General features: G+C 67.1%; 16 protein-coding genes. All 16 read right to left on the reverse strand.

Translation table 11 applies throughout. The annotated features are described in order from the left end of the window. From ABGI63_RS18165 to ABGI63_RS18240, 16 genes are read right to left on the reverse strand one after another with little or no spacing between them, the layout of a single operon-like run. Positions 1-951: a polysaccharide deacetylase family protein gene (locus tag ABGI63_RS18165; RefSeq protein WP_349743775.1), complete on the reverse strand. Its 951-nt coding sequence runs from the start codon at positions 949-951 to the stop codon at positions 1-3. Beyond that, positions 951-2,270, reverse strand: coding sequence for a putative O-glycosylation ligase, exosortase A system-associated (locus ABGI63_RS18170; RefSeq protein WP_349743776.1), 1,320 nt, complete (start codon positions 2,268-2,270; stop codon positions 951-953). The genes ABGI63_RS18165 and ABGI63_RS18170 overlap by 1 nt, the downstream gene beginning before the upstream one ends. Continuing rightward, positions 2,263-3,645, reverse strand: coding sequence for a phenylacetate--CoA ligase family protein (locus tag ABGI63_RS18175; protein ID WP_349743777.1), 1,383 nt, complete (start codon positions 3,643-3,645; stop codon positions 2,263-2,265). The genes ABGI63_RS18170 and ABGI63_RS18175 overlap by 8 nt, the downstream gene beginning before the upstream one ends. Then, positions 3,642-5,765 carry a glycosyltransferase family 4 protein gene (locus ABGI63_RS18180; RefSeq protein ID WP_349743779.1) on the reverse strand — a complete coding sequence of 708 codons (2,124 nt, stop codon included), beginning with the start codon at positions 5,763-5,765 and terminating at the stop codon, positions 3,642-3,644. Before ABGI63_RS18180 ends, ABGI63_RS18175 begins: the two co-directional genes overlap by 4 nt. Next, on the reverse strand, positions 5,762-7,078 hold the full coding sequence (locus tag ABGI63_RS18185; RefSeq protein ID WP_349743780.1) for a nucleotide sugar dehydrogenase: 1,317 nt from the start codon (positions 7,076-7,078) through the stop codon (positions 5,762-5,764). Before ABGI63_RS18185 ends, ABGI63_RS18180 begins: the two co-directional genes overlap by 4 nt. Beyond that, on the reverse strand, positions 7,075-8,304 hold the full coding sequence (locus tag ABGI63_RS18190) for a TIGR03087 family PEP-CTERM/XrtA system glycosyltransferase (protein WP_349743781.1): 1,230 nt from the start codon (positions 8,302-8,304) through the stop codon (positions 7,075-7,077). Before ABGI63_RS18190 ends, ABGI63_RS18185 begins: the two co-directional genes overlap by 4 nt. Then, a complete protein-coding gene (gene asnB / locus ABGI63_RS18195) occupies positions 8,301-10,223 on the reverse strand; it encodes an asparagine synthase (glutamine-hydrolyzing) (protein ID WP_349743782.1) in 1,923 nt (640 codons plus the stop codon). Before asnB ends, ABGI63_RS18190 begins: the two co-directional genes overlap by 4 nt. A 6-nt stretch (positions 10,224-10,229) precedes the next feature. Further along, a complete protein-coding gene (locus ABGI63_RS18200; RefSeq protein WP_349743783.1) occupies positions 10,230-11,453 on the reverse strand; it encodes a TIGR04063 family PEP-CTERM/XrtA system glycosyltransferase in 1,224 nt (407 codons plus the stop codon). After that, complete coding sequence (locus ABGI63_RS18205; RefSeq protein WP_349743784.1) at positions 11,450-13,411, reverse strand: XrtA/PEP-CTERM system amidotransferase; 1,962 nt, start codon at positions 13,409-13,411, stop codon at positions 11,450-11,452. Before ABGI63_RS18205 ends, ABGI63_RS18200 begins: the two co-directional genes overlap by 4 nt. Positions 13,412-13,416: 5 nt before the next feature. Continuing rightward, positions 13,417-14,592, reverse strand: coding sequence for a TIGR03088 family PEP-CTERM/XrtA system glycosyltransferase (locus ABGI63_RS18210; RefSeq protein WP_349743785.1), 1,176 nt, complete (start codon positions 14,590-14,592; stop codon positions 13,417-13,419). A 3-nt stretch (positions 14,593-14,595) separates the two neighbouring features. Next, positions 14,596-15,879, reverse strand: a complete 1,284-nt coding sequence (locus tag ABGI63_RS18215) for a nucleotide sugar dehydrogenase (RefSeq protein WP_137940689.1) — start codon at positions 15,877-15,879, stop codon at positions 14,596-14,598. Positions 15,880-15,920: 41 nt separating this feature from the next. Further along, the gene (gene xrtA / locus ABGI63_RS18220; RefSeq protein WP_349743787.1) at positions 15,921-17,477 is read right to left on the reverse strand and encodes an exosortase A; all 1,557 of its coding nucleotides are present in this window, start codon (positions 17,475-17,477) and stop codon (positions 15,921-15,923) included. 39 nt (positions 17,478-17,516) lie between these two features. Beyond that, positions 17,517-18,563 carry a FemAB family XrtA/PEP-CTERM system-associated protein gene (locus ABGI63_RS18225; protein ID WP_349743788.1) on the reverse strand — a complete coding sequence of 349 codons (1,047 nt, stop codon included), beginning with the start codon at positions 18,561-18,563 and terminating at the stop codon, positions 17,517-17,519. Then, the gene (locus tag ABGI63_RS18230) at positions 18,560-19,417 is read right to left on the reverse strand and encodes an XrtA system polysaccharide deacetylase (RefSeq protein ID WP_432767441.1); all 858 of its coding nucleotides are present in this window, start codon (positions 19,415-19,417) and stop codon (positions 18,560-18,562) included. Before ABGI63_RS18230 ends, ABGI63_RS18225 begins: the two co-directional genes overlap by 4 nt. 19 nt (positions 19,418-19,436) lie before the next feature. Next, complete coding sequence (gene wecB / locus ABGI63_RS18235; RefSeq protein WP_349743791.1) at positions 19,437-20,570, reverse strand: non-hydrolyzing UDP-N-acetylglucosamine 2-epimerase; 1,134 nt, start codon at positions 20,568-20,570, stop codon at positions 19,437-19,439. Continuing rightward, entirely contained in the window at positions 20,567-21,673 is a 1,107-nt protein-coding gene (locus tag ABGI63_RS18240; RefSeq protein WP_349743792.1) for an XrtA/PEP-CTERM system-associated ATPase, read from the reverse strand. The genes wecB and ABGI63_RS18240 overlap by 4 nt, the downstream gene beginning before the upstream one ends. Between the last annotated feature and the right edge of the window lie 2 nt (positions 21,674-21,675).

A 21,675-nucleotide genomic window follows, 5' to 3' on the forward strand; every position in this document is an offset into this window, starting at 1 on the left:
TCAGCCCTGCCGCAGATTGCCGAGCAGGCGGGCACGCCAGCGCAGGCGCGTGCGGTCCCAGGGCGAGAAGCGCGGCAGCTGATGACGATCGCTGCGGCCCGAGGCAGCGCCCCAGGCGGTGCTGACGGCCGTCTCGAAACCCAGCTCTTTGACGATATCGACACTCTCGGGCGAATAGTCGCGGCCCGGTTTGCCATTGGGGTAGGCAAACAGCGACACCGGCTCGCGCAGCAGATCCTCCAGATAGTGCTTGCTGTCACCGATCTCGCGGCGGGCCTGGGACCTGTCCAGCGTCGCCAATATGGGATGCGAGCAGGTATGGGCGCCGATCTGCATGCCGGCCTGACGCAGCTCGCGGACCTGGGCATCGTCCATCATCAGGCGCAGCGACTCGGGCACGCCTATCCTGCGCTCGAGTTCGCAGGCCAGCGCGAGGCGCTCGTCGATCGGACGGTACTTGATCGCGGCCAGGATGGCCTCGATCGCTGCGCGGCGGCTGTCCGGTCCGGCCAGCGCAAAGCTGGCGCCGTCCTGACCCAGCAGCTCGCCGCAGTCCAGCAAGCCATCCGGGGCGCGCCGGATGGCCTCGATCACGCGGTCATTCCACATCCGTCCGCTGCCCAGGAAACCGGTGGCAATGAAGAAGGTGGCGCTCAGCCCATGCTTTTGCAGAATCGGCAGGGCCACCGAGCGGTTGTCCTCGTAACCATCGTCGAAGGTGATTGCGCAGGCCCGCGCCGGCAGGCTGCCGCTGGCCAAGCGGGCGGCGGCCTCGTCCAGCGGCAGCACCTCGGCCCAGCCCTTCAGCCAGGAGCAGATCTCATCGAAGCGCGGCGCGTCGACCTCGCCCGGAAAGATCGGATCCTGCGCCGGCAGCACCCGATGGAAGATCAGGATGGACAGCCGTGCCCGCGCGCCGGGCGGCGACAGCATCGTGAACGCGGTTTTCATTACCAAAGCTGGGCCCTCTTCATCGCTGCAGTGCGGATCTGGCTGACCGGCGCGCCGGCGCCAAAGGCGCCCTGCTTGTCGGTCTGCCAGCGCTTGGCCTTCATCCAGACATAGCTCGTCGACAGGATCACGAGGATGTTGTACGGCAAATCGAAATAGGCCAGGCTCAGGAAGGCGCCGCCGACCGCATAGCCAATGATGGAGACCTGACACATGCCGGCCAGATGGTAAAGCCAGCTGAGTTCCGGCTCATTCTTGGCTTCCTTGCGGATGGCCGAGGCCATGCGCCAGAGCACGATCCACAGCAGCAGGAACAGCAGCAACCCGCCCCAGCCATGCTCGCCCAGCACCGAGAAGTAGATGCTGTGGGCCACCAGCACGATGTTCGGATTGGGGGCATAGATGCTGTACAGCCAGGGCGTCGAGGTCGCGAAGCCGGCGCCGAGCGGGCGGTCATTGGCGAGATGGAAGGCAAACCACCAGGCATTGATACGGCCCATCGCCGAGCCGTCCTCCTCATAGGTCTGGATGGTCTGCATGCGCTCCCACCAGGACTCCGGCATCAGGCTCAGCAAGAGCACGCCGGCCACCAGCAGCACGGCGGCCATCGCGAACTTCTTGTCCGAGCGAGTCCAAAGCACCAGCCCCATGGCCGAGATGGCCAGCAAGGCACCCCGCGACTGGCTGCCCAGCGCCGAGATCGCACACAGGCCGATCAGCACCAGCAGGCCGGTCCGGATGCGCTTGTCGGTCGCCACCATGCGCAGATAGTTGATCAGCGGGATGGTCATCACCAGGGCCAGCGCCAGCTCGTTATTGCCTTCGATGAAACCGCCCGGCGGGCCCCAGACCCGCTCGGCGCCACCGCTGCGTATCGTGAACAGCCCCCCCTTGAAACCGTAGAAGCCGACCGACATCGCATTGACCCAGATGAACAGCTCGATGTGCTTGCGCTCGCGCAGCGCGGCGGCAGCAATCAAGGTCATCAGCTGGATCTTCAGCACCTTCTTCAGATAGTCCAGCGAGGGGTCGAAGTGCACCGAGAAGGCCGTGGTCAGGCACATCCAGAAGATGAACACGCACAGCACCTTGATCGGCGGCGTGAAGTCCAGCTTCAGCTTGTCGCGATTCACCATCACCGAGACCAGGGTGGCGATCGCGGCCATCGCGGCGAAAGGCATGGTGTGGGCAAAGCCGAAGGCCAGCTTGTGCGGGTTCATGATGCTGACCCAGGTCCACAGCAGCACACCGGCCCAGGTGTGACGGAAGGCATAGGGCAGGATGGCCAGGAAGAGGCCCACCAGGGCAAGGTCACGCATGGGCGGCCCCTTTGAGCAGCTCATCCGGCTTGACACGGCTGAGCACATAGCGGAACTTGCCCGAGGCCTCGGCGGCAATCTCGTCCACACAATCGACCCGCACCCGCACCTCGGCGCCGAGGCGACGCTGGAAGGCCTGCTGGATCTGCGCGATCAGACCCTGGTCAAAGCCGGCGCCTGGCACCACTTGCACCACGGTCTCGTCCAGGCTCAGCTGCTCGATGCGAAAGCGCTGCACGCTCGGCAGATCGCGCAGCACATAGATCAGCGCCAGGCCATGCATCACGGTGCCGTCCTTAGCATAGACGAAGTCGGTCGTGCGGCCTTGCACCTCCTCCAGCACCGGCAGGCCACGACCGCAGGCGCAGGCCTGCTGGCCCAGGCGGCCGACGTCGCCGGTACGGTAGCGGATGAAAGGGAAGTCCGTCGTGGCCATATGGGTGACGACGATCTCGCCGAGCTCGCCGGCGGCGGCCGGCGTGCCATCGGCGCGGACGATCTCGACGACGATGTCCTCGGCGCTGATATGCAGCTTGCCGCTGGGGCATTGATGGGCGATGAAGCCCGCGTCGCGGGCACCGTAGCCATTGGCCACCGGACAGGCAAAAGCCCGTTCCAGGTTCTGGCGCTGGTCGTCGTAGAGGCGCTCGGAGGTCACGAACACGACCTTGATGCCCAGGCCATCGAGCGCGATGCCGCGCTTGCCGGCATGGGCGGCGATCAGGGACAGGCTGGACGGATAGCCGAACAGCATCGCCGGCCGCTTGCTGACGATCTCGGAGACGAAACGGTCCAGATTGGCCTCGGACATCTCGAAAGCCGGCAGCAGGCTGCTGCGCATCACCGCGTCACGCAGCTGCCGCACCCGGTCCTGGGCACCGAGCTCGACCGGGCTGCCCCAGACCACCAGCTCGGGGTCGCCGATGTCCACGCCCCACCAGCGGGTGGCCCGCCACTTGGCGCCGACATCATGGCTTTTGCGCGCCTTGCCCATGAAGAAGATCAGCGGTTCGCCGGAAGAGCCGCCGGTGTTGTAGCGCGTCAGCGGGCCGTGGCCATCGGCCTTCAGCGCCTCGGTATGGCGGCGTATCAGGGTCTTGTCCAGCAGCGGCAGGCGGGCCAGCTCGGCCACCGAGCTCAGGCCTTGCGGATCGAAGCCCTGCGCCTCGAACAACGACCGATAGTAGGGAACGCGGCCGCCAACCTCGCTCAGGAAAGCGCGCAGCCGGCTCAGTTGCTCGTCCGCCAGTGCGGCCGGGCTCAGCCACTGGCTGCGCTCCAGGCGTTTTCGCACGGCGACGCTGGCATGGCCCTTGACCGCCTCATGCAGCGGGAACAGCAGGTGTGAGCACAGGGCGGTGTAGAGGCTACTCAAGATGTCGTTTCTCGCGAATTGATGGCGCGCCGGTAGGCATCCAGCCACAGCGGTCGGACCTGCGGCCAGGCGTAGCGCTGCGCCTGCAACAGGGCCGCCGCACGCAGCCGCTGTGCCAGCTCGCGGTCGGCCAGCAGGCGCAGCACGCTGTCGGCCATGCGCCGGTGGTCGCCGATCGGCACCAGCAAGCCGGTCTGGCCGTCGTCCAGCAGATCGGGAATGCCGCCGGCGCTGGTGCTGACCATCGGAACACCGCTGGCAAAGGCCTCCAGGATCGAGATCGGCATATTGTCGACGGTACTCGCATTCAGGGCGCAATCGGCCTGCGCATACCAGCGCGGCATGCCGGCATTGTCGACCCGGCCGACAAACTCGACCGATTCACCCAGCCCCAGCTGAGCCGCCAGCCCCAGCAGTTCCGCACGTTGCGGCCCTTCGCCGGCGACCACCAGGGTGGCGAGCGGGTAGTGTTCACGCACCCGGGCAAAGGCGCGGATCGCGGTGGCGTTGTCGTAGATGGGCTCGAGATTGCGTGCCACCAGCAGACGCGGCGCCGAGCCGACATCGCGCAGCGGCCGCGCCTCGAAGCGCGACAGGTCGACGATGTTCGGGATGATCTCGGCCGTCAGCCCATGCTTGGCAAAGACGCGCTGCAAAAAGGCCGAGGGCGTGACCCGCAGCGTCGCCTGACCCAGCAGCCGGCGCACATGGGCCGGCCCCTGGCTGAAGAACTCGTCGGCCAGGCCGCCGCGGTAATTGATGATGAAGGGCACGCCACGGCGGCGCGCCATGCGGGCCACCGGCAGCACGAACAGATGCCAGGCCCAGCCGGAATTGGCCAGGATGTGGACCACCGCTGCTTCGCGCAGCTCGCGGCGCGCCTGCAGCAGATAGGGCAGCAGGCGCACCAGGGCCCGCACGACCGGCAGCTTGCCGGCGAAGGCCGGTCGGTAGGGCGCATTGGTGCGCAGCAGCCGCACGTCCAGGCCTTCGGCGCGCAGCAGGCGCAGCAGCTGCTCGCACTGGTTGGCCATGCCGCCGGCCGGTGGTGGCAGCGGCCCGACGATCAGGATGGGGCCTGTCGGCGCGCCAGTGGCCAGCGCCCGGACTCGCCCACTGCCCAGTTGGCGCAGGCGACTATGGCTGACAAGGAACAGCAGCAACGCCGCCGGCATCAGCCAGGCCAGCAGCAGCAGGCCTTGCTGCAGCTGGCGCAGGCGGGCCATCGGTTCCGGCGGGCTGCCGGCGGTCGCGATCGCGAGCTGCGGCTGCAGGCCCAGCGCGATCGCCGCCACCTGCTCGGCATGCACGGAGACCCGGCCCAGCGCATGAACCAGCGGCTGCCGGTCATGACTCAGCCCATTGTTGCCCAGCCACAGATACCACTGGCCGGCGCCACGCTGGAAGTAGTCCCAGGCCTTGGCTTCGATGACGAAACCCGGCCGCGCTGGAGCATGCAGGGCGTGCAGACGCAATGCGGGGTCGCGGCGCAGCAGTGCCGCACGGAACTCCAGTGCAGCCAGCGGCGCCCCGCCATCACCGAGGCTGAAGTAGTAGTTGTTAAAGACGTCCAGCAGCTGCCAGCGGCCGGCCTGGCGGTTCCAGATCTCGGCGAACACATGGCCGTGGCCGCCATAGCCATCGAAAGAGAAGGCCCAGGAGCGGCTGAACAGGCCGGCCGCATGGGACAGCGCCTCGAAGGTCTGGACGAAATCGGCGCAATAGCCGTCGCCCTGCTCGACGATGCGGCGGTAGGTGGTCTGCAGATCCGACTGGATGGCCCCGCCATTGAGCCTGGGGCTGCTGCCCAGCAGATGCTGGCTGATCAGGCGCGCGCGCGCCCAGTCGTCGGGGGCCGTGGCCAGGCCCAGCGATTCGACGAGCCTCACCATCTCCGGCGCTGGCGCGGCCTTTTCGCTCAGAAAGGCCGGCGGCACGGCCGCCGGCGTCCAGGGCTGCAGCGGGTCGAACTGCGTGTTCAGCAGCCAGGCGTTGCGCAGGCGCACCAGCTCGGTGGCGCTGCCCAGATAGGGCGCGATCAGGCCCAGACCGGCCAGCAAGGCCAGCAGACTCAGGCGCCGACACCAGCGCCAGCCCGACGCCGGCGGCCGCTGATTCACCAGCTGAGCCCTTCCAGCCTGGCCTTGAAGGCGCCGGGATTGGGCACCTTCACCAGGTCCAGCACATAGTGCTGCGGACCGGCCAGTTCGGCGACGGCGCTCGCGATCTCGGCGCCGGACAGGCCCATGACCAGGAGTTCGGAGTCCTGCACCACTTCGGCCAGGTCGGCCTTCAGCATCTCGCCGATATGCGGCAGGTGCTTCTGCACAAAGCTGCGGTTGGCGCCCAGCAGGCTGGCCAGATGCACCTCGGGATCGTAGACCGAGAGCTGCATGCCCTTGCCGATCAGCTGCTCGGCCAGGGTCACCAGCGGGCTTTCGCGCAGATCGTCGGTGCCGGTCTTGAAGGACAGGCCGATGAAGCCGACCTTGCGCTTGCCCTGGGCCAGCAGCTTGTTGAGCGCCTGGTCCAGATGCTGGCGGTTGGACGGCAGGATGCCGGCCAGCATCGGCAGCTCGAGATCGTGGGTCTTGGCCAGGTAGGTGGTGGCGCGCAGATCCTTGGGCAGGCAGGAGCCGCCGAAGGCGAAACCCGGGCGCAGATAGGCGCGCGAGATGTTCAGCTGCGTGTCCTGGCAGACCAGGTCCATCACCTCGAAGGGGTCGACACCCAGCGCATCGCACAGCCGGGCGGTCTCGTTGGCGAAGGTGATCTTCAGCGCATGGAAGTTGTTGCAGCTGTACTTCATCATCTCGGCCGAGCGCACCGAGGTCTTGATGAACTTGCAGGGCAGATGGCCGAACAAGGCCTGCAGGCGCTCGATGGGATAGTCGTGATTGGCACCGATGATGGTGAACGGCGGCTTGTCGTAGTCGCGGATCGAGCTGCCCTCGCGCAGGAACTCGGGCTGGAAACACAGATGGAAATCGACACCGTCGCGCTTGCCCGAGACCCGCTCGATGATGGGGCGAAGCACGTCTTCGACGGTGCCAGGCACCAGGGTCGAGCGGAACACCACCACATGCGGCTCGCTCTTCTCGGCCAGGGCCTGGCCGATCTGCTCGGCCAGGCGCAGCACCGCGCCCTGGTCCTGGCTGCCATTGGGCGCCGACGGCGTGCCGACGCAGATCAGCGAGATCTCGCTGGCCAGCACGGCCTGCTTCGCATCGACCGTGACGCTGACCTTGCCGCTGCTCGCGACGTTGGCCATCAGCTCGACCATGCCCTCCTCCACCACCGGCGTCTTGCCAGCGCGGATCAGCTCCAGCTTGGCCTGTTCGATATCGACGCCGATCACCTCATGGCCGTCGCGCGACAGACAGGCCAGCGACACCGCGCCGACATAGCCGAGCCCAAAAATACTGATCTTCATGCCACACCTGCCTCTTGCTTTGTATTGGGTTTCGTTACGGATGGGTCGACGAGCCGGGCAATGATGCCATCGAGCCGCTGCATCGAACGCGGCCACGCATGGTGGCTGAGCATGCGTTCACGCCCGGCCCGGGCCAGGCGCTCGCGCTCCTGCGCATCACCGGTCACGCGCAGGATGGCCGCGACGATCTGCTGCGGCGTGTCGGCCACCAGCAGATGGGCACCGTCCTCGGCATCCACGCCGCCGGCCGCGCAGCTGCTGGTGACCACCGGCACGCCCATCGCCATCGCCTCGAGAATCTTGTTCTGCGTGCCGCGCGCAATCGCCAGGGGCGCCACCATCACCGCCGACTGCCGAACATAAGGCCGCACATCGGGCACCGAGCCGGTCACCGTGACGCCCGGCAGCTCGCCGAGCTGACGCATCTGCGGCGAAGGGTCGGCGCCGATGATCAGCAGTTTCATGGCCGGCCGCTGCGCCCGCAGCAAGGGCCAGACCTCGGCGCAGAAGCGCGCCATGCACTCCTGGTTCGGGTAGTAGTCCATGCGGCCGATGAAGCTGACCGTGTCGGCATCGTAGGCCTGCTCGCCGGGCGAGAAGAACTCGGCATCGACGCCATTGGGGAACCAGTCGGTGGCCGCGCCGGTGCCGTAGCCGTCCAGCGTCTGCCACTCGGCACGGGTGGTCGCGGTGCAGATGTCGAAACGCCGCGCCAGGCGCTTCTCGGCCGCCAGCATCTTGTAGCCCTCGAGCCGGTAGCCGAGCGAGAGCGGAAACGGCTTGTAGTTCGCGTACTCCAGCCATTTCTGCGAGTCCATATCGCCGAAATCCAGGATCTTCGGAATGTCCTGCACATGCTCGACATACTGGGCCACCGACGAGCAGTGCACGAAGATCAGATCCCAGCGGCGGCTGGCCAGCAGTGCGTCGACGCGCGCGCGCAGCGCCGGCGAGTAGAAGTAGCCCATCGACGACGGCGTCGTCAGCGGCAGGCGCACGATCATCCGCAGGAACTGCACCGGGTTATGCACCCGCGCCATCTCGAAGGCCTCGCAGTACGGCGCGATGCCCTGCCCTTCGACGCCCTCGTCCTCGGCCCGCACCAGCGAGCACACGGTCACCCGGTGGCCGGCCGCGCTGAGGTGGCGGATCATATTGAAGGGCCGGATCTTGCCGCCGCGCTTGGGCGGGAACGGGAAGCGGTGACAGAGATAGAGAATGTTCATGCGAGATAGGACTTCAGTTCCAGGGCCACATCGGCCGGGTCGCGCCGGTCCAGATAGATGCGGCTCCAGATCTCCAGATTCATCAGCGCCAGCAGCGAGTCGGTGCCGTCGATGCGGTTGGCCTCGTGGTCGGCCATCAGCGCGGCCACGACGCCGGGCGCGAACAGGCCGCGCGCACGGATGAGCTCGGGGCTGAGCAGCCGGCGCAGCAGCGGCGCCAGCTCGCGCTTGAGCCAGGCGCCCATCGGCGTGCCGAAGCCGCGCTTCTTGCGGTCCAGGATCTCGGGCGGCAGCATGCCGTCGAGCGCCTGCTTCAGCACATGCTTGAGGCGGCCGTTCCTGACCTTGATGGCCGCCGGCATCGAGGCCGCCAGCTCCAGCAACTCATGATCGAGCAGCGGCACACGACATTCCAGCGAGACCGCCATGCTCATCTTGTCGGTCAGCAGCAGCAGATCGTCGGGCAGCTGGGTCTCGGCATCGACGGCCAGCATGCGGTTGAGCTCGTCGGCATGGCCGGCGGTCTCGAAGGCGCGGGCCAGCGGGTCCTGGCCGGCGCCGCCGTCCAGCAGCAGGCCGGCGATCAGCTGCGGCTGCAGCACCTGCAGATAGCTCTGATAGCGGGCATCGGCGCCCATATCGGCCGAGGCGATGAAGCCCTTGGCCAGGCGCAGCGTGTTCAGCAGGCCGGAATGGCGGTCCGCCGGCAGCCGCGCGGCAGCGGAGCCGATCAGGCCGCGCATCCAGCCCGGCAGCGCCTGGTAGCGCTGTGCATAGTGGCCGCCCAGATAGCGGCGGTAGCCACCGAACAGCTCATCGCCGCCAACGCCGGACAGAATCACCTTGACGTCCTGGCGCGCGAACTGCGAGACCAGATAGGTGGTGATGAAGGCGGTGTCGGCCAGCGGCTCGTCCATATGCCACAGCAGCTGCGGCAGCAGGCCGACGACATCGGGCTTGACCAGGATTTCCTTGTGCTGCGTGCCGAACAGCTGAGCCACCTGGCGCGCATAGGGCAGCTCGTTGTAGAGCGCCTCGGCCTCGCCGCCCTCGAAGCCGATCGCATAGGTGCGGATCGGCTCGCTGGAGTGCCGGGCCATATAGCCGACCACCGCGCTGGAGTCGACACCGCCGGACAGGAAGGCGCCGATCGGCACATCGCTGACCATCTGCATGCGTACCGAACGGTCCAGCTCGCTGCGCACCCGGTCGATCCAGCCCCGCTCATCCAGATCATGGCGCACGCCCGGCGCGAGCCGCCAGTAGCGCCATTCGCGCACCTGGCCGCGCTCGACCGCCAGCAGCGTCGCCGGCGGCAGCTTGCGGATGCCCTTGAAGATGCTGCCCGGCGCGGCCACATAGCCGAGCTGCAGATAGCTGGCCAGCACCGAGCGGTCGAGTTCGGCGCTGGCGCCCGGCAGGGCCAGCAGGGCCTTGGCTTCGGTCGCGAAGGCCAGGCGCTGGCCGTCCTGCATCACATACAGCGGCTTGACGCCGATGCGATCGCGGCCGATCAGCAGGCGCTGCCGGCGCGCGTCCCAGAGCGCGAAGTCGAACATGCCGTTGAGGCGATGGACGAAGTCGTCGCCCTCGGCGTCATAGAGATGCAGCAGCACCTCGCTGTCGGAGCCGGTCTTGAAATGAAAGCCCTTGGCCTGCAGCTCGGCGCGCAGCTCGCGGTAGTTGTAGATCTCGCCATTGCAGACCAGCCAGAGGCTGCCGTCCGCGTTCGACAGCGGCTGGTGGCCGCCGGAGAGGTCGATGATGGAGAGCCGGCGCATCGCGATGCCGCAAGGGCCATCGATGTGCTGCCCCTCATCGTCGGGGCCACGGTGCTGGGTGACGAGCCCCATGGCCGACAGCTCGGCCGGATTGACGGGCGCTGCATCGAAACGGTAGATGCCGTGAATGCCACACATAGGGGTTCAGGCCTCGAAGGATTGGGGAAGCGTGCGGCCATGGCGCTGCAGAGCCCGGCGATACACCTCCTGGTAGCGCGCCACGCTGCGCGCCCAGGTGCGCTCCTGCTCGACAAAGCGCCGGGCCTGTGCGGCAATCTGCGGCCAGCGCTCGCGCTCGGCCAGCAAGGCGCTGATCGAGGCGACCAGCGCATCGACGTTGCCGGCCTTGAACAGATGGCCGGTCTCGCCATGCCGCACCAGCTCGCGATGGCCGCCGACATCGGAGGCCACGAACATGCGCCCCTGGGCCATCGCCTCCAGCGGCTTCAGCGGCGTGACCAACTCGGTCAGCCGGATCGGCAGGCGGGGATAGGCCAGGATGTCGATCAGCTCGTAGTAACGCTGCACCTCGGCATGCGGCACCCGGCCGGTGAAGATCACCTGCTGCTGCAGGCCCAAGGCCTGTACCTGCGCCTTCAGCGCCTCTTCCTGCGGCCCGCCGCCGACCAGCAGCACGCGCAGCTGCGGCGTGGTCGGCAGCAGCCGGGCCGCTGCCTCCAGCAGCAGATGCAGGCCCTCGTAGCCGTAGAAGGAGCCGGCGAAACCCAGCACCGTGGCGCCGCCCAGGCCCAGGCGCTCGCGCAGCGCGGCATCGGGCGCGACGCCGAACTGGAAGGCCTCGGCATCGACCGCGTTCGGGATCACCGTGATGCGCTCGTTCGGGATGCCGCGCACTGCGATGTCCTGGCGCAGCCCCTCGCAAATCGTCGTCACCTGGTCGGCACGCGCCAGCGCAAAGCTCTCCAGCGCGCGCGAAACCCGGTAGCGCAGGCTGCCCTCGGTGGTCGTGCCGTGGTCGACCGCGGCGTCCTCCCACGAGGCCCGCATCTCGTAGACCACCGGCAGCCGCAGGCGTCGCCCGACCCACAGGCTGGGCAAGGCATTGAGCAGGGGCGAATGCGCGTGGATCAGGTCCGGTTTCTCGGCCAGCACCAGCTCGCGCAGGCGTTTCGCGGTCAGCTGCATCTGGCGTATCAGGCCGGTGCCGGGCTCGCTGGGCGTGCGATGAAAACGCCAGCCGCCGGCCTCCTCGGCCAGCGCCGGGCCATGACCCTGCTTGGGCGTGGTCAGGTGCAAGGTGGTCCAGCCCAGCGCCCGCTGTTCGCGCAGGATGGAGGCGGTGCGGAAGCTGTAGCCGCTGTGCAGGGGAAGCGAATGGTCCAGCACATGGAGAACGCGCAGGCTCATGTGAGGGCCACCGCTTGCTTGGCGCCAGCCGGCTGGCTCAAGGTGCTGTTGCCGCCGTCGACCACCTGGCGCAAAAAGGCCTCGAACATCAGCAGGGTCCACAGCGGTGCGCTGTAGTCGCTGGCCCCGCTTTGATGGGCATCGACCAGATGGCGCAGATAGGCCGGGTTGAACCAACCGGTGGCAGCCAGGCGATCACCGAGCACCGCGTCGCGCACTCGGGCTCTCAAGGGGCCGCGGAACCAGCGCGCCAGCGGCACGGCAAAGCCCATCTTCGGGCGGTAGAGGATGTCGTCGCTGAGCTGCGGCTCCATCGCCTTCTTGAACAGGTATTTGCCTTCCTGGCCGCGGATCTTCAGGCTGGACGGCAGGGTCGCCAGCCATTCGACCAGCTCATGGTCCATCAGCGGCTCGCGCACTTCCAGCGAGTGGGCCATGCTGGCGCGGTCGACCTTGGTATTGATGTCGCCGACCAGATAGGTCTTGGTATCCAGGTACTGGATCAGGGCCAGCGGATCATCGGTGCCGGCTTTGGCAGCATGGCGGTCGAACACGGCCTCGGCGTTGTAGCCGGCCAGCTCGGTCTTGAAGCGCGGGCTGAACAGCTGCTCGCGCATTGGTCCGCGCAGGATGGAGATCGAATGGAAATAGGCCTCCACCGAGCTGCGCGCCATGCCTTCGAAAGTGGTCTTGGCGCGGAACACCCGCGGCGCCCAGTCGGCCTTCGGATAGAGGCGACCCAGCATGCCGAACAGCGGCTGGCGCAGCCCGGCCGGCAGCGCGCCGCGCATGCGCTCCTCCATCAGATGCATGCGGTAGCGACGGTAGCCGCCGAAGCTCTCGTCGCCGCCATCGCCGGACAGTGCCACCGTCACATGCTTGCGCGCCAGCTGGCAGACGCGGTAGGTTGGGATCGCCGAGCTGTCGGCATAGGGCTCGTCGTAGAGCCGGGCCAGCAGATCGATCAGGTCGAAGTCGTCGCTCTTGACGGTCTCGACGCGATGGTTGGTCTGGTAGCGGTCGGCGACGATCTGGGCAAAGGCCGATTCGTTGAAGGCCGGGTCGTCGAAGGCGATCGAGCAGGTGTTGACCGGGCCGTTGGACAGGCCGGCCATGGTCGCGACCACCGCGCTGGAATCAACGCCGCCCGACAGGAAGGCGCCCAGAGGCACCTCGGCAATCATGCGCAGCCGCACCGACTCCTTGAGCCGCGCCTGCAGCTCGGCGCTGGCGTCCTCGACGCTCATCGGGTTGTCGAGCGTGAAGCGCACGTCCCAGAACTCCTTGGGCTCGGGCAGCGGCTCGCCCCGGCGCAGGCACAGGCTGTGGCCCGGCGAGAGCTTTCTGGCCTGCTTGAAGATGCAGCGCGGCTCGGCCACATAGCCCAGCGCGAAATACTCCTCGACCGCCAGCGGGTCCAGCTCACGCTTCATGCCGCCCTGGCCATCGTCATAGGCCAGCAGCGACTTCAGCTCGGAGCCGAACAGCAGATGGCCGTCGTCCAGCAGCGCGTAATACATGGGCTTGACGCCCAGGCGGTCACGCGCGATGAACAGGGTCTGCTTGTTGCGGTCCCAGATCGTGAACGCGAACATGCCGCGCAGGCGCTGCACGCAGGCCTCGCCCCAGGCCTCCCAGGCATGGACGATGACCTCGGTATCGCTCTTGGTGTGGAACTGGTAGCCCAGGCCCTGCAGCTCGCTCATCAGGCTCTGGTAGTTGTAGATCTCGCCGTTGAAGACGATGACCACCGAGCGGTCGGCGTTGAACAAGGGCTGCTGGCCGGTCGCGATGTCGATGATGGACAGGCGGCGGTGACCGAAGCCCAGACCCGGCTCGGTATGCAGCGAGCCCTCGTCGGGGCCGCGATGCCATTGCGAGTCGTTCATGCGCTGCAGCCGCGCGGGATCGATCTCGCGTGCGCTGCGGGTGTCAAAAATACCGGTGATTCCGCACATGGTCGTCAGCTCTTGATCAATTGAATCCGCTCGGGCGCCCGGGCAGCCAGCAGCTCGTCGTAAAGGCCTTGGTAGCCCGCCACCATCACCGGCATCGCAAAGCGCTGCTCGACCGCCCGCCGGCCCGCCGCGCCCAGCCGGCGCGCCCGCTCGCCGTCATCGGCCAGCTCGATGATGCGCGCGGCCATGGACTGGGGGTCGGAGGGCGGCACCAGAAAGCCGCTGCGGCCCTCCTCCACCAGTTCCACATTGCCGCCCACCGCGGTCGCGATGACCGGCAGACCGCAGGCCATCGCTTCCAGAATGGTGTTGGAAACGCCTTCGGCCAGCGAGGGCAAGACAAAGCAGTCCAGCGCACGCATCCAGCCGGCCACATCACCGCGCTCGCCGGGCAGCCAGGCCAGCTCGGCCACGCCGGCCTCGGCCAGCAGTTGCAGCACCTGCTCGCGCAGCGGGCCCTCGCCGGCCATCACCAGGCGCAGCCGGGGCCGCAGATCGGGGCGCTGCTGCAAGGCCAGCGCAAAGGCGCGGGCCAGATTCGTCTGGTCCTTGACGGTCTGCATGCGGCCCACGGTGCCGATGATGAAATGCTCGGGCGCGCCGAAGGCGCAGCCGGCCAGCGCCTCGCGCTGCGCGGCCGGCTGGAAGCGCCGGATGTCGACGCCGTTGTAGATCTGGCGAATCGACGCTTCGGGCAGGCCGACCTTGCCATGCAGATAGCCGGCCAGATCGCGCGACAGCGCGACGAAGCGGTGTACGAACAGGCCATAGAGACGGCGCAGCCGCTGGTAGCCGCGGTGCGTGCCGTCCAGGTCGCCGACATCGCGGCCATGCTCGCCATGCACACGCACCGGCACGCCGGCCGCCCAGGCCGGCACCACCACCTCCAGCGCGGCCAGATTGCGGGTGTGCACGACGGCCGGCCTGAGCTCGCGCAGCAGACGGTAGAGCTTGGGGTAGAGCCAGAAGCCATGGCCCGGCGGCTTGTGCAGCGCGATGAACTGCACATCGCTGCGGCGCACCCGTTGCCGGAACTCGGTCACCTCGGTCAGCGCCAGCACCGCATGGCGGTAAGCCCGCGGGTCCATCTCGTTGATCAGATTCACCACCCCGTTCTCAAGCCCGCCGGTATCGAAGCGATACACGACGTGCAGGATCAGCGGGCGGCGATCATCACTCATCGTTCACAGACGCCAGACCTTGTAGCCGGCCTCGATCAGGGCCGGTGCATCGAAGGCCGCCTTGACATCGATGAAGGCACCGTTCTTGACCAGCTTCTTGCCGAGGTCGTCAACGCCCAGCGCGGCATACTCCTTGTGCGCGACCGCCGCGACGATGGCGTCGGCGCGCGGCAGCTCGTCCCAGGGCAGCAGGCGCACGCCATACTCATGCATCGCCTCCTCGGCCTCGGCCTGCGGGTCGGTCACGAAGACCTCGACCCCATAGGTCTTCAGCTCGTTGATGATGTCGATCACCTTGGAGTTGCGCAGATCGCCGCAGTTCTCCTTGAAGGTCAGGCCCAGCACATTGACCCGGGCGCCCTTGATATAGCTGCCGCTGGCGATCATGTGCTTGATGGTCTGCTCGGCGATGAACTTGCCCATGCTGTCGTTGATGCGCCGGCCCGCCAGGATGACCTGGGGGTGGTAGCCGATCATGTCGGCCTTGTGCGTCAGGTAGTAGGGGTCGACGCCGATGCAGTGGCCGCCGACCAGGCCCGGCTTGAACTTCAGGAAGTTCCACTTGGTGCCGGCGGCTTCCAGCACCTCGCTGGTGTCGATGCCCAGCTTGTCGAAGATGATGGCCAGCTCGTTCATCAGCGCGATGTTCAGGTCGCGCTGGGTGTTCTCGATCACCTTGGCGGCTTCGGCCGCCTTGATGCTGGAGGCCCGGTGCACGCCCGGGATGATGATGGTCTCGTAGAGCTTGGCGACCTTGTCCAGCGTGGCCGGCGTGTCGCCGGAGACGATCTTCAGGATCTTGGTCAGCGTGTGTTCCTTGTCACCCGGGTTGATGCGCTCGGGGCTGTAGCCGACGAAGAAGTCCTCTTTCCACTTCAGGCCCGACTCGCGCTCCAGCACCGGGATGCAGACCTCCTCGGTGGCGCCGGGGTAGACGGTGCTCTCATAGACCACGGTCACGCCCTTCTTCATATGGCGGCCGACGCTGGTGCTGGAGCCGATCAGCGGGCGGAAGTCGGGGATATGGGCTTCGTCCACCGGTGTCGGCACGGCGACGATGATGATGTCGGCCTCGGCCAGCAAGGCCGGGTCGGCGGTGTAGACCGCGTGGGTGGCCTCGCGCACCTGTTCGTCGCTGAGTTCGCGCGAAGGATCGACACCGCGCTGGCAGGACTCGACCTTGGCCTGCGCAATATCGAAACCGATGGTGCGCATATGCTTGCCGAATTCCACCACCAGGGGCAGGCCCACATAACCCAGGCCGATCACCGCTACCGTCGAGCTCATCGCTTGTTCCTTGTTCATCCCAGATGCCTATGCGGCGGCTGTCAGCGCGCCGCGTCTTTTTTAGCTTGCTGCAGCTGCGCCTCGATGGCGCCCCAGTTCTGCTGCAAAAAGTTCTGCAGCAGCGCTTGCGCCGATGCCGCATTGTCCGTGTCTTTGACCGTGTAGACGATGACCGCCGCAGCGTCATCGCCGCGCCCGCTCAGGCGCTGCCAGGCGCCATACAGCTTGGCCCGTACATCACTGGCCGTCAGGCGGCCGTCGATCCAGTAGAACTGCCAGACCAGCAGCCGGGTGCCGGCCGAGCGCAGCTCGGTGCCGCGCAGCCGCAGGTCCTGGCCGTCCAGGCTCAAGGTCTGGCCCTGGTCGCCCATGCGCGTCCATTGCTTGTCCTCGGATCGCACCAGCTGATTCAGGGAGCTGACCAGCTTGCTGTCATAGGTCTGGCCGCGGTAGTAGGCGATATGCAGCCCGACCGGCTGCTGCATCTGCCCGATATAGGCTGCCTGCAGCTCGGCCGTCGGCTTGCGGTAGAGCGGTGTCCAGTCCGGCAGGCCGGTCTGGCCGGTTGGGGTTTCGGCCCAGGCCTGCAGCTTGGGCGCTGTCAGCGCCGGCGCGCGCCCGGCGCTGCCGCCGGGCAGCAGCGTCAATGCCGCCAGCGGCAGCAGCGCAATCAGCAGAGCCAGCAGCGCGCCCATCCAGACGGCTTGTGAGCCCGGCCGGGCCGGCACCGTCGGCAGCGCGACGGACGCCAGCGGCTCGGCCCAGCGCGCGCCTATCATGAACATGGCCAGCATGATGATGCCGAAGAACACCCAGCCATAGACCAGATGGTCGGCGCCGGTGGCGATCGCGTTGTCGGACAGATGGCCCAGCATCACGATGATGTAGGCGCGCAGCCAGTTCGCCAGCAGCGGCAAGGCAAAGGCGAAGGCAATGAAGACCAGACGCCGGCGCAGCGAGTTGTAGTTCAGGTAGGCGAACAAGGTGCCCACCATGCCCGAAGCCATCAGATAGCGCAGGCCGCTGCAGGCCTCGACCACCGACCAGTTGCCCGAGGGGATCACGAATTGCAGGCCTTCGCGGTAGACCGGCACACCGCTCGCGCGCAGTGCGGCCACGGTGAAGTCGGCCGTCGCCTCCATCAGCGCGGGCATCATGAACTCGCCGATCGGTACGGCAAAGAACAGGAAAGCCAGCGGAAAGGCGATCTGCCAGGCGACCCGGTGACCCAGCACCAGGGGCACGCTGAGCACCAGCATGGCGACCAGGGCCAGCTGGGTCAGCGCATTGACCGCGACCAGATCGCCCAGCAGCCAGGCCAGAGCGGCCGCCAGAAAGGGGATGGCAAACCAGCAGCTCGGCTGCGGGACAAGCCGGGCCAGGGCCTCGCGCTGGCGCCAGATCAGCCACAGCGAAATCGGCGGCACGACAAAGGCATGGGCGAATGTGTCCGAGCGCTGCCAGATGCCCACCATCGCCAGACCGGTCTCGCGAAACAGCAGCAGCACGAGCAGGAGCAGCAGCCCGAACAGCGGCAGCGCCCAGCGCCAGGCCTGCGGCAGCGATGGGGCGGACAGCTGCGGAGCCACGCTGCTCATGCGAATCCCGACCGGTGCAGCACGGACATCGTCGCCTCCTCAGCCAAGATTGCGAACGATGAAAGGACCCAACCAGTTCGCCCAGGCCAAGGGCATGCGGCGCCAGGTCTTGATCAGGAGCTGGTACTTGGCGTTGGACGGGTTGTTCTGAGGCACGGTGTCGCGCTTGTAGAGGCAGTATTCGTAGGTCAGCGGCGTCGGCTCGAAGCCCCAGTTCTTCTTGAAGGCGTAGGAACCGGTGCCCTGCTTGCTGCGGCCGTAGTCGAAGACCTTCAGTCCACGTGCACAGGCCAGCCGCATCAGTTCCCAGTATTTGAAGTCATTGGCGGCCAGTTCGCGCGCCGCCTCGGCATCGCCGGCATAGTAGGGCAGCACTTCGTCACGGAAATAAAAGCTCACCACCGAACTGAGGGGGGTGCCCTGGGCATCGGTGACCGTCAGCACCTCGCAGTCGCTCCCGAACTCGCGCAGCAAGGCCTCGAAATAGCGCCTGGGCATGGCCGGCGTGCCATGGCGGTGCACATTGTCGGCATACAGCGCAAAGAAGCGGCCGGCGTCGGCATCGAGATGGCTTTGCAGCCCGTTCTTGATGCCTTTGCGCACCATCGCGCGCTGCTTGCGCGGGATGGCCAGCATATTGGCCTCCTCCTCGGGCAGGATCTCCTTGCGGAATGTCACATAGAGATCCTGGCGCGGCCAGTCGCTGTGGCGGGGCTGCACATGGCGCAGCTCCAGATGATCGGCGCCGAGTTCCTTGGCAATGCGCTGGGCCTCGTCCTCCAGCGCCTGGGCCGCAGCTTCGGTCTCGGCGGCCACGCCGCCATAGACGCCAAAGGGCAGGCTCACCAGCGCATGGCCGAACAGCAGGCTCTTGACCTGGGCCAGCGGCAGCACGCCCTCGATACGGCCGTCGCGCTCGGCATAGAGAAAGAAGCAGCGGTGGCCGAAGACCTCGCCGACCAGGCGCTGCCAGCCGGCGCGGTGGAAGAAGCTTGCCTGCGGGCAGGCCAGCACGAAGGCATCCCAGGCCGACACGGCCGGGCCATCGCCCGCCTGCAGGCGTCGGACGGTGACTGCGGCGCTCATCGATGGATCGCCGCGGTCTGACCCAGAAAGATCTCGTCCATCCGGCCCCAGGCAAAGTCCTGCAGCAGCCGCGCGATGCGGGCCTCGGTGCGGGGAATGTTGACGTAGTGCCGAAAGCGCGTCTTGGCGTCGATGCCGGCCACGCGCGGCTGGTCAACATCGATCTCCCAGGGATGGAAATAGAACACCGCCGACTGCTGGTCGACCCGGTTGACCTGGGCTATCAGCCAGCGCGACAGCGCATAAGGCAGCAGCCGGAAATAGCCACCACCGCTGGAGGGCAGGTTCTTGCCGCCCAGGCGCAGGGTCGTCACCGGCACCTCCAGCAAGCCCTCGCGCACCGGATAGGCAAAGCGCGGCGAGTCGGGCATGCCGTAGTGGTCGTGCTGGATCGGGTAGACGCTGGAGCTGTAGCGATAGCCGGCGGCCAGCAACTCATCGAAGGCCCAGAGATTGCCCTTGCCGATCGAGAAGCTCGGCGCGCGGTAGCCCAGCACCGGGCTGCCGCCGATGTCTTCGAGCAGGGCCTTGGCGCGCGTGATATCGCTGCGGAAGGCCTGCGGGCTCAGATCGCTGGCACGCTCGTGGCCGTAGCCGTGGCTGGCCAGTTCATGACCGCCGGCGACGATGCGACGCACCAGCGCCGGATAGCGCTGCGCCACCCAACCCAGCGTGAAGAAGGTGGCATGGGTGTCGCTGGCCTCCAGCAAGGCCAGGATGCGCTCGACATTGCGCTCGACCCGGCATTCGCGCGCGTCCCAGTCGCTGCGGGCGATGTAGGGCGCGAAGGCCGAGACCTGGAAGTAGTCTTCCACGTCTATCGTCATCGCATTGCGCGGCTGGCGGCTGGGCATCAACATAGGGCTGCTCTCGTCAAGGTTTGAGCCATTGCCACAAATCGGCGGCGATGCGCTCGGCGGCATGGCCGTCCCAGTATTCGGGCACACGGCCGCGCTTGCCCTGGCCGGCCAGCACTTCGGCCACGCCACGCAGCAAGGCCTCGCCGTCCAGCCCGATCAGGGTGTTGGTGCCTTGCTCCACCGTGATCGGACGCTCGGTGTTCTCGCGCAGGGTCAGGCAGGGCACGCCCAGCGCCGTGGTCTCTTCCTGCAGGCCGCCGGAGTCGGTCAACACGATGGCGGCGCCGGCCATCAGGCCCAGCATCTCCAGATAGCCCTGGGGCGGCAGCAAGGCCACGCGGGCCGGATCCAGCATGGACTGCAGGCCGAAGCGCTCGATATTGCTGCGGGTGCGCGGGTGCAGCGCAAACACCAGGGGCAGGTCTTGCGCGACCTGGGCCAGCAGGCCCAGCAAGTGCTTCAGGGTCGCGGCCTCATCGACATTCGACGGGCGGTGCAGCGTGACGACGCCGTAAGCCCCGGACACCAGCGCCGGATCCAAGCCATGGTCGCGCAGGGTCTGCGCCGGCGCGCGCGCCAGCGGCCGGCTGGCCTCCAACGAGTCGATCATCACATTGCCGGCGAAGCAGACCCGCTCCAGCGCGATGCCCTCGCGCGCCAGATTGTCGGCGGCGCTGCGCTCGGTGGTGTAGAGGCGGTCGGCCACCTGATCGGTCAGCAGGCGGTTGATCTCCTCGGGCATCTTGCGGTCATAGCTGCGCAGGCCGGCCTCGACATGAGCCACCGGCACCCCCTTCTTGACCGCCACCAGCGTGCAGGCCAGGGTCGAATTGACATCGCCGACCACCAGCACACAGGAAGGCTTGTGCTCATCCAGCGCCGGCTCGAAACGGCGCATCACCTCGGCGGTCTGCAGCGCGTGGCTGCCGGAGCCGACCTCGAGATTCAGGTCCGGCTGCGGCAGGCCCAGGTCGACAAAGAGCTTCTTGCTCATATCGGTGTCGTAATGCTGGCCGGTATGCACCAGCAGGGCCGGAATCGGTGGCTGATGAGCGGCCAGCGCGCGCAGGATGGGCGCCATCTTCATGAAGTTGGGCCGCGCGCCCACCACGCACATCACGGGGGCCAGTGTCACTGCGTCTGTCATTGCTTGGTCTCGGTCGGCACGGCGGTCGGTGCGCTGGGGGCCGCTGCCGCGGCTGCGCCGGCGGGGCGCACCGCCTCCACCAGTTTCTGTAGCAGACCCAGGGTCTGCAGATTGATGCGCTCCAGCCTGATCAGGCTGCTCTCCAGGCGCTGCAGTCGCTCGGACTGCTGGTCCTGATTCAGCGCCGCGATCTCGCCGGACAGGCCACTGAGATCGCCCAGCTTGAGCCGGCTCAGGTCCACATCCAGCGGCGCTCCGGCGGCGACACCATGGATGGCCTTCAGCGGTGTCTCGCTTTCCTGGGCCAGATCGCGCAGCACCTCGTCGACATCGGCGACCTGCAGGTGGGTCTTGCCACCCATGAAACCCAGCAGCAACAGGCGATCGCACAGCGAGTTGATACGCCGCGGTATGCCCTGGCTGGACTTGTAGATCAGCGGGAAGACGTCGAGCTCGAAGCTGGGTTTGCCGCTGCTGCCGGCGCACTTGAGGCGGTGCTCGATATAGCGCTGGGTCTCATCCTCGTCGAGCGGTCCGATATGGCAGGTGGCCGCGACACGCTGGCGGAACTGCTCCATCTCAGGGCGCTGCAGGATGTTGCGGAACTCGGGCTGGCCGACCAGGAAGGTCTGCAGCAAAGACTGATTGCCGAACTGGAAGTTGGACAGCATGCGCAGCTCTTCGACGGCCCGCGCTGTCAGATTCTGCGCCTCGTCGACGATCAGCAGGCAGCGCTTGCCCTGGCTGGTCTGATTGACGAAGAAGGCCTCCAGGGTCATCAGCAGCTCGGACTTGGGTAGGTCCTTGACCCGCACGCCAAAGGCCGCACCGACCATGCGCAAGGTGTCCTCGGCATCGAGCTGGGTCGTGACCAGATTGCCGATCACGACATTGCTGCGGTTCAGGCTGTCCAGCAGGCCGCGCAGCAAGGTGGTCTTGCCGGCACCGATCTCGCCGGTGATGACGATGAAGCCGTCATTGCGCAGCACGCCATAGTCCAGATAGGCCTTGGCGCGCCGGTGCTGCTTGCTACCGAAGTAGAAATTGGGGTCGGGGCTGAGTTGGAACGGCTTGCTGCTCAGCCCGAAAAAAGCTTCATACATGG

The sequence above is a fragment of the Roseateles cavernae genome, from assembly GCF_040187885.1.
Classification (GTDB): domain Bacteria; phylum Pseudomonadota; class Gammaproteobacteria; order Burkholderiales; family Burkholderiaceae_C; genus Roseateles_E; species Roseateles_E cavernae.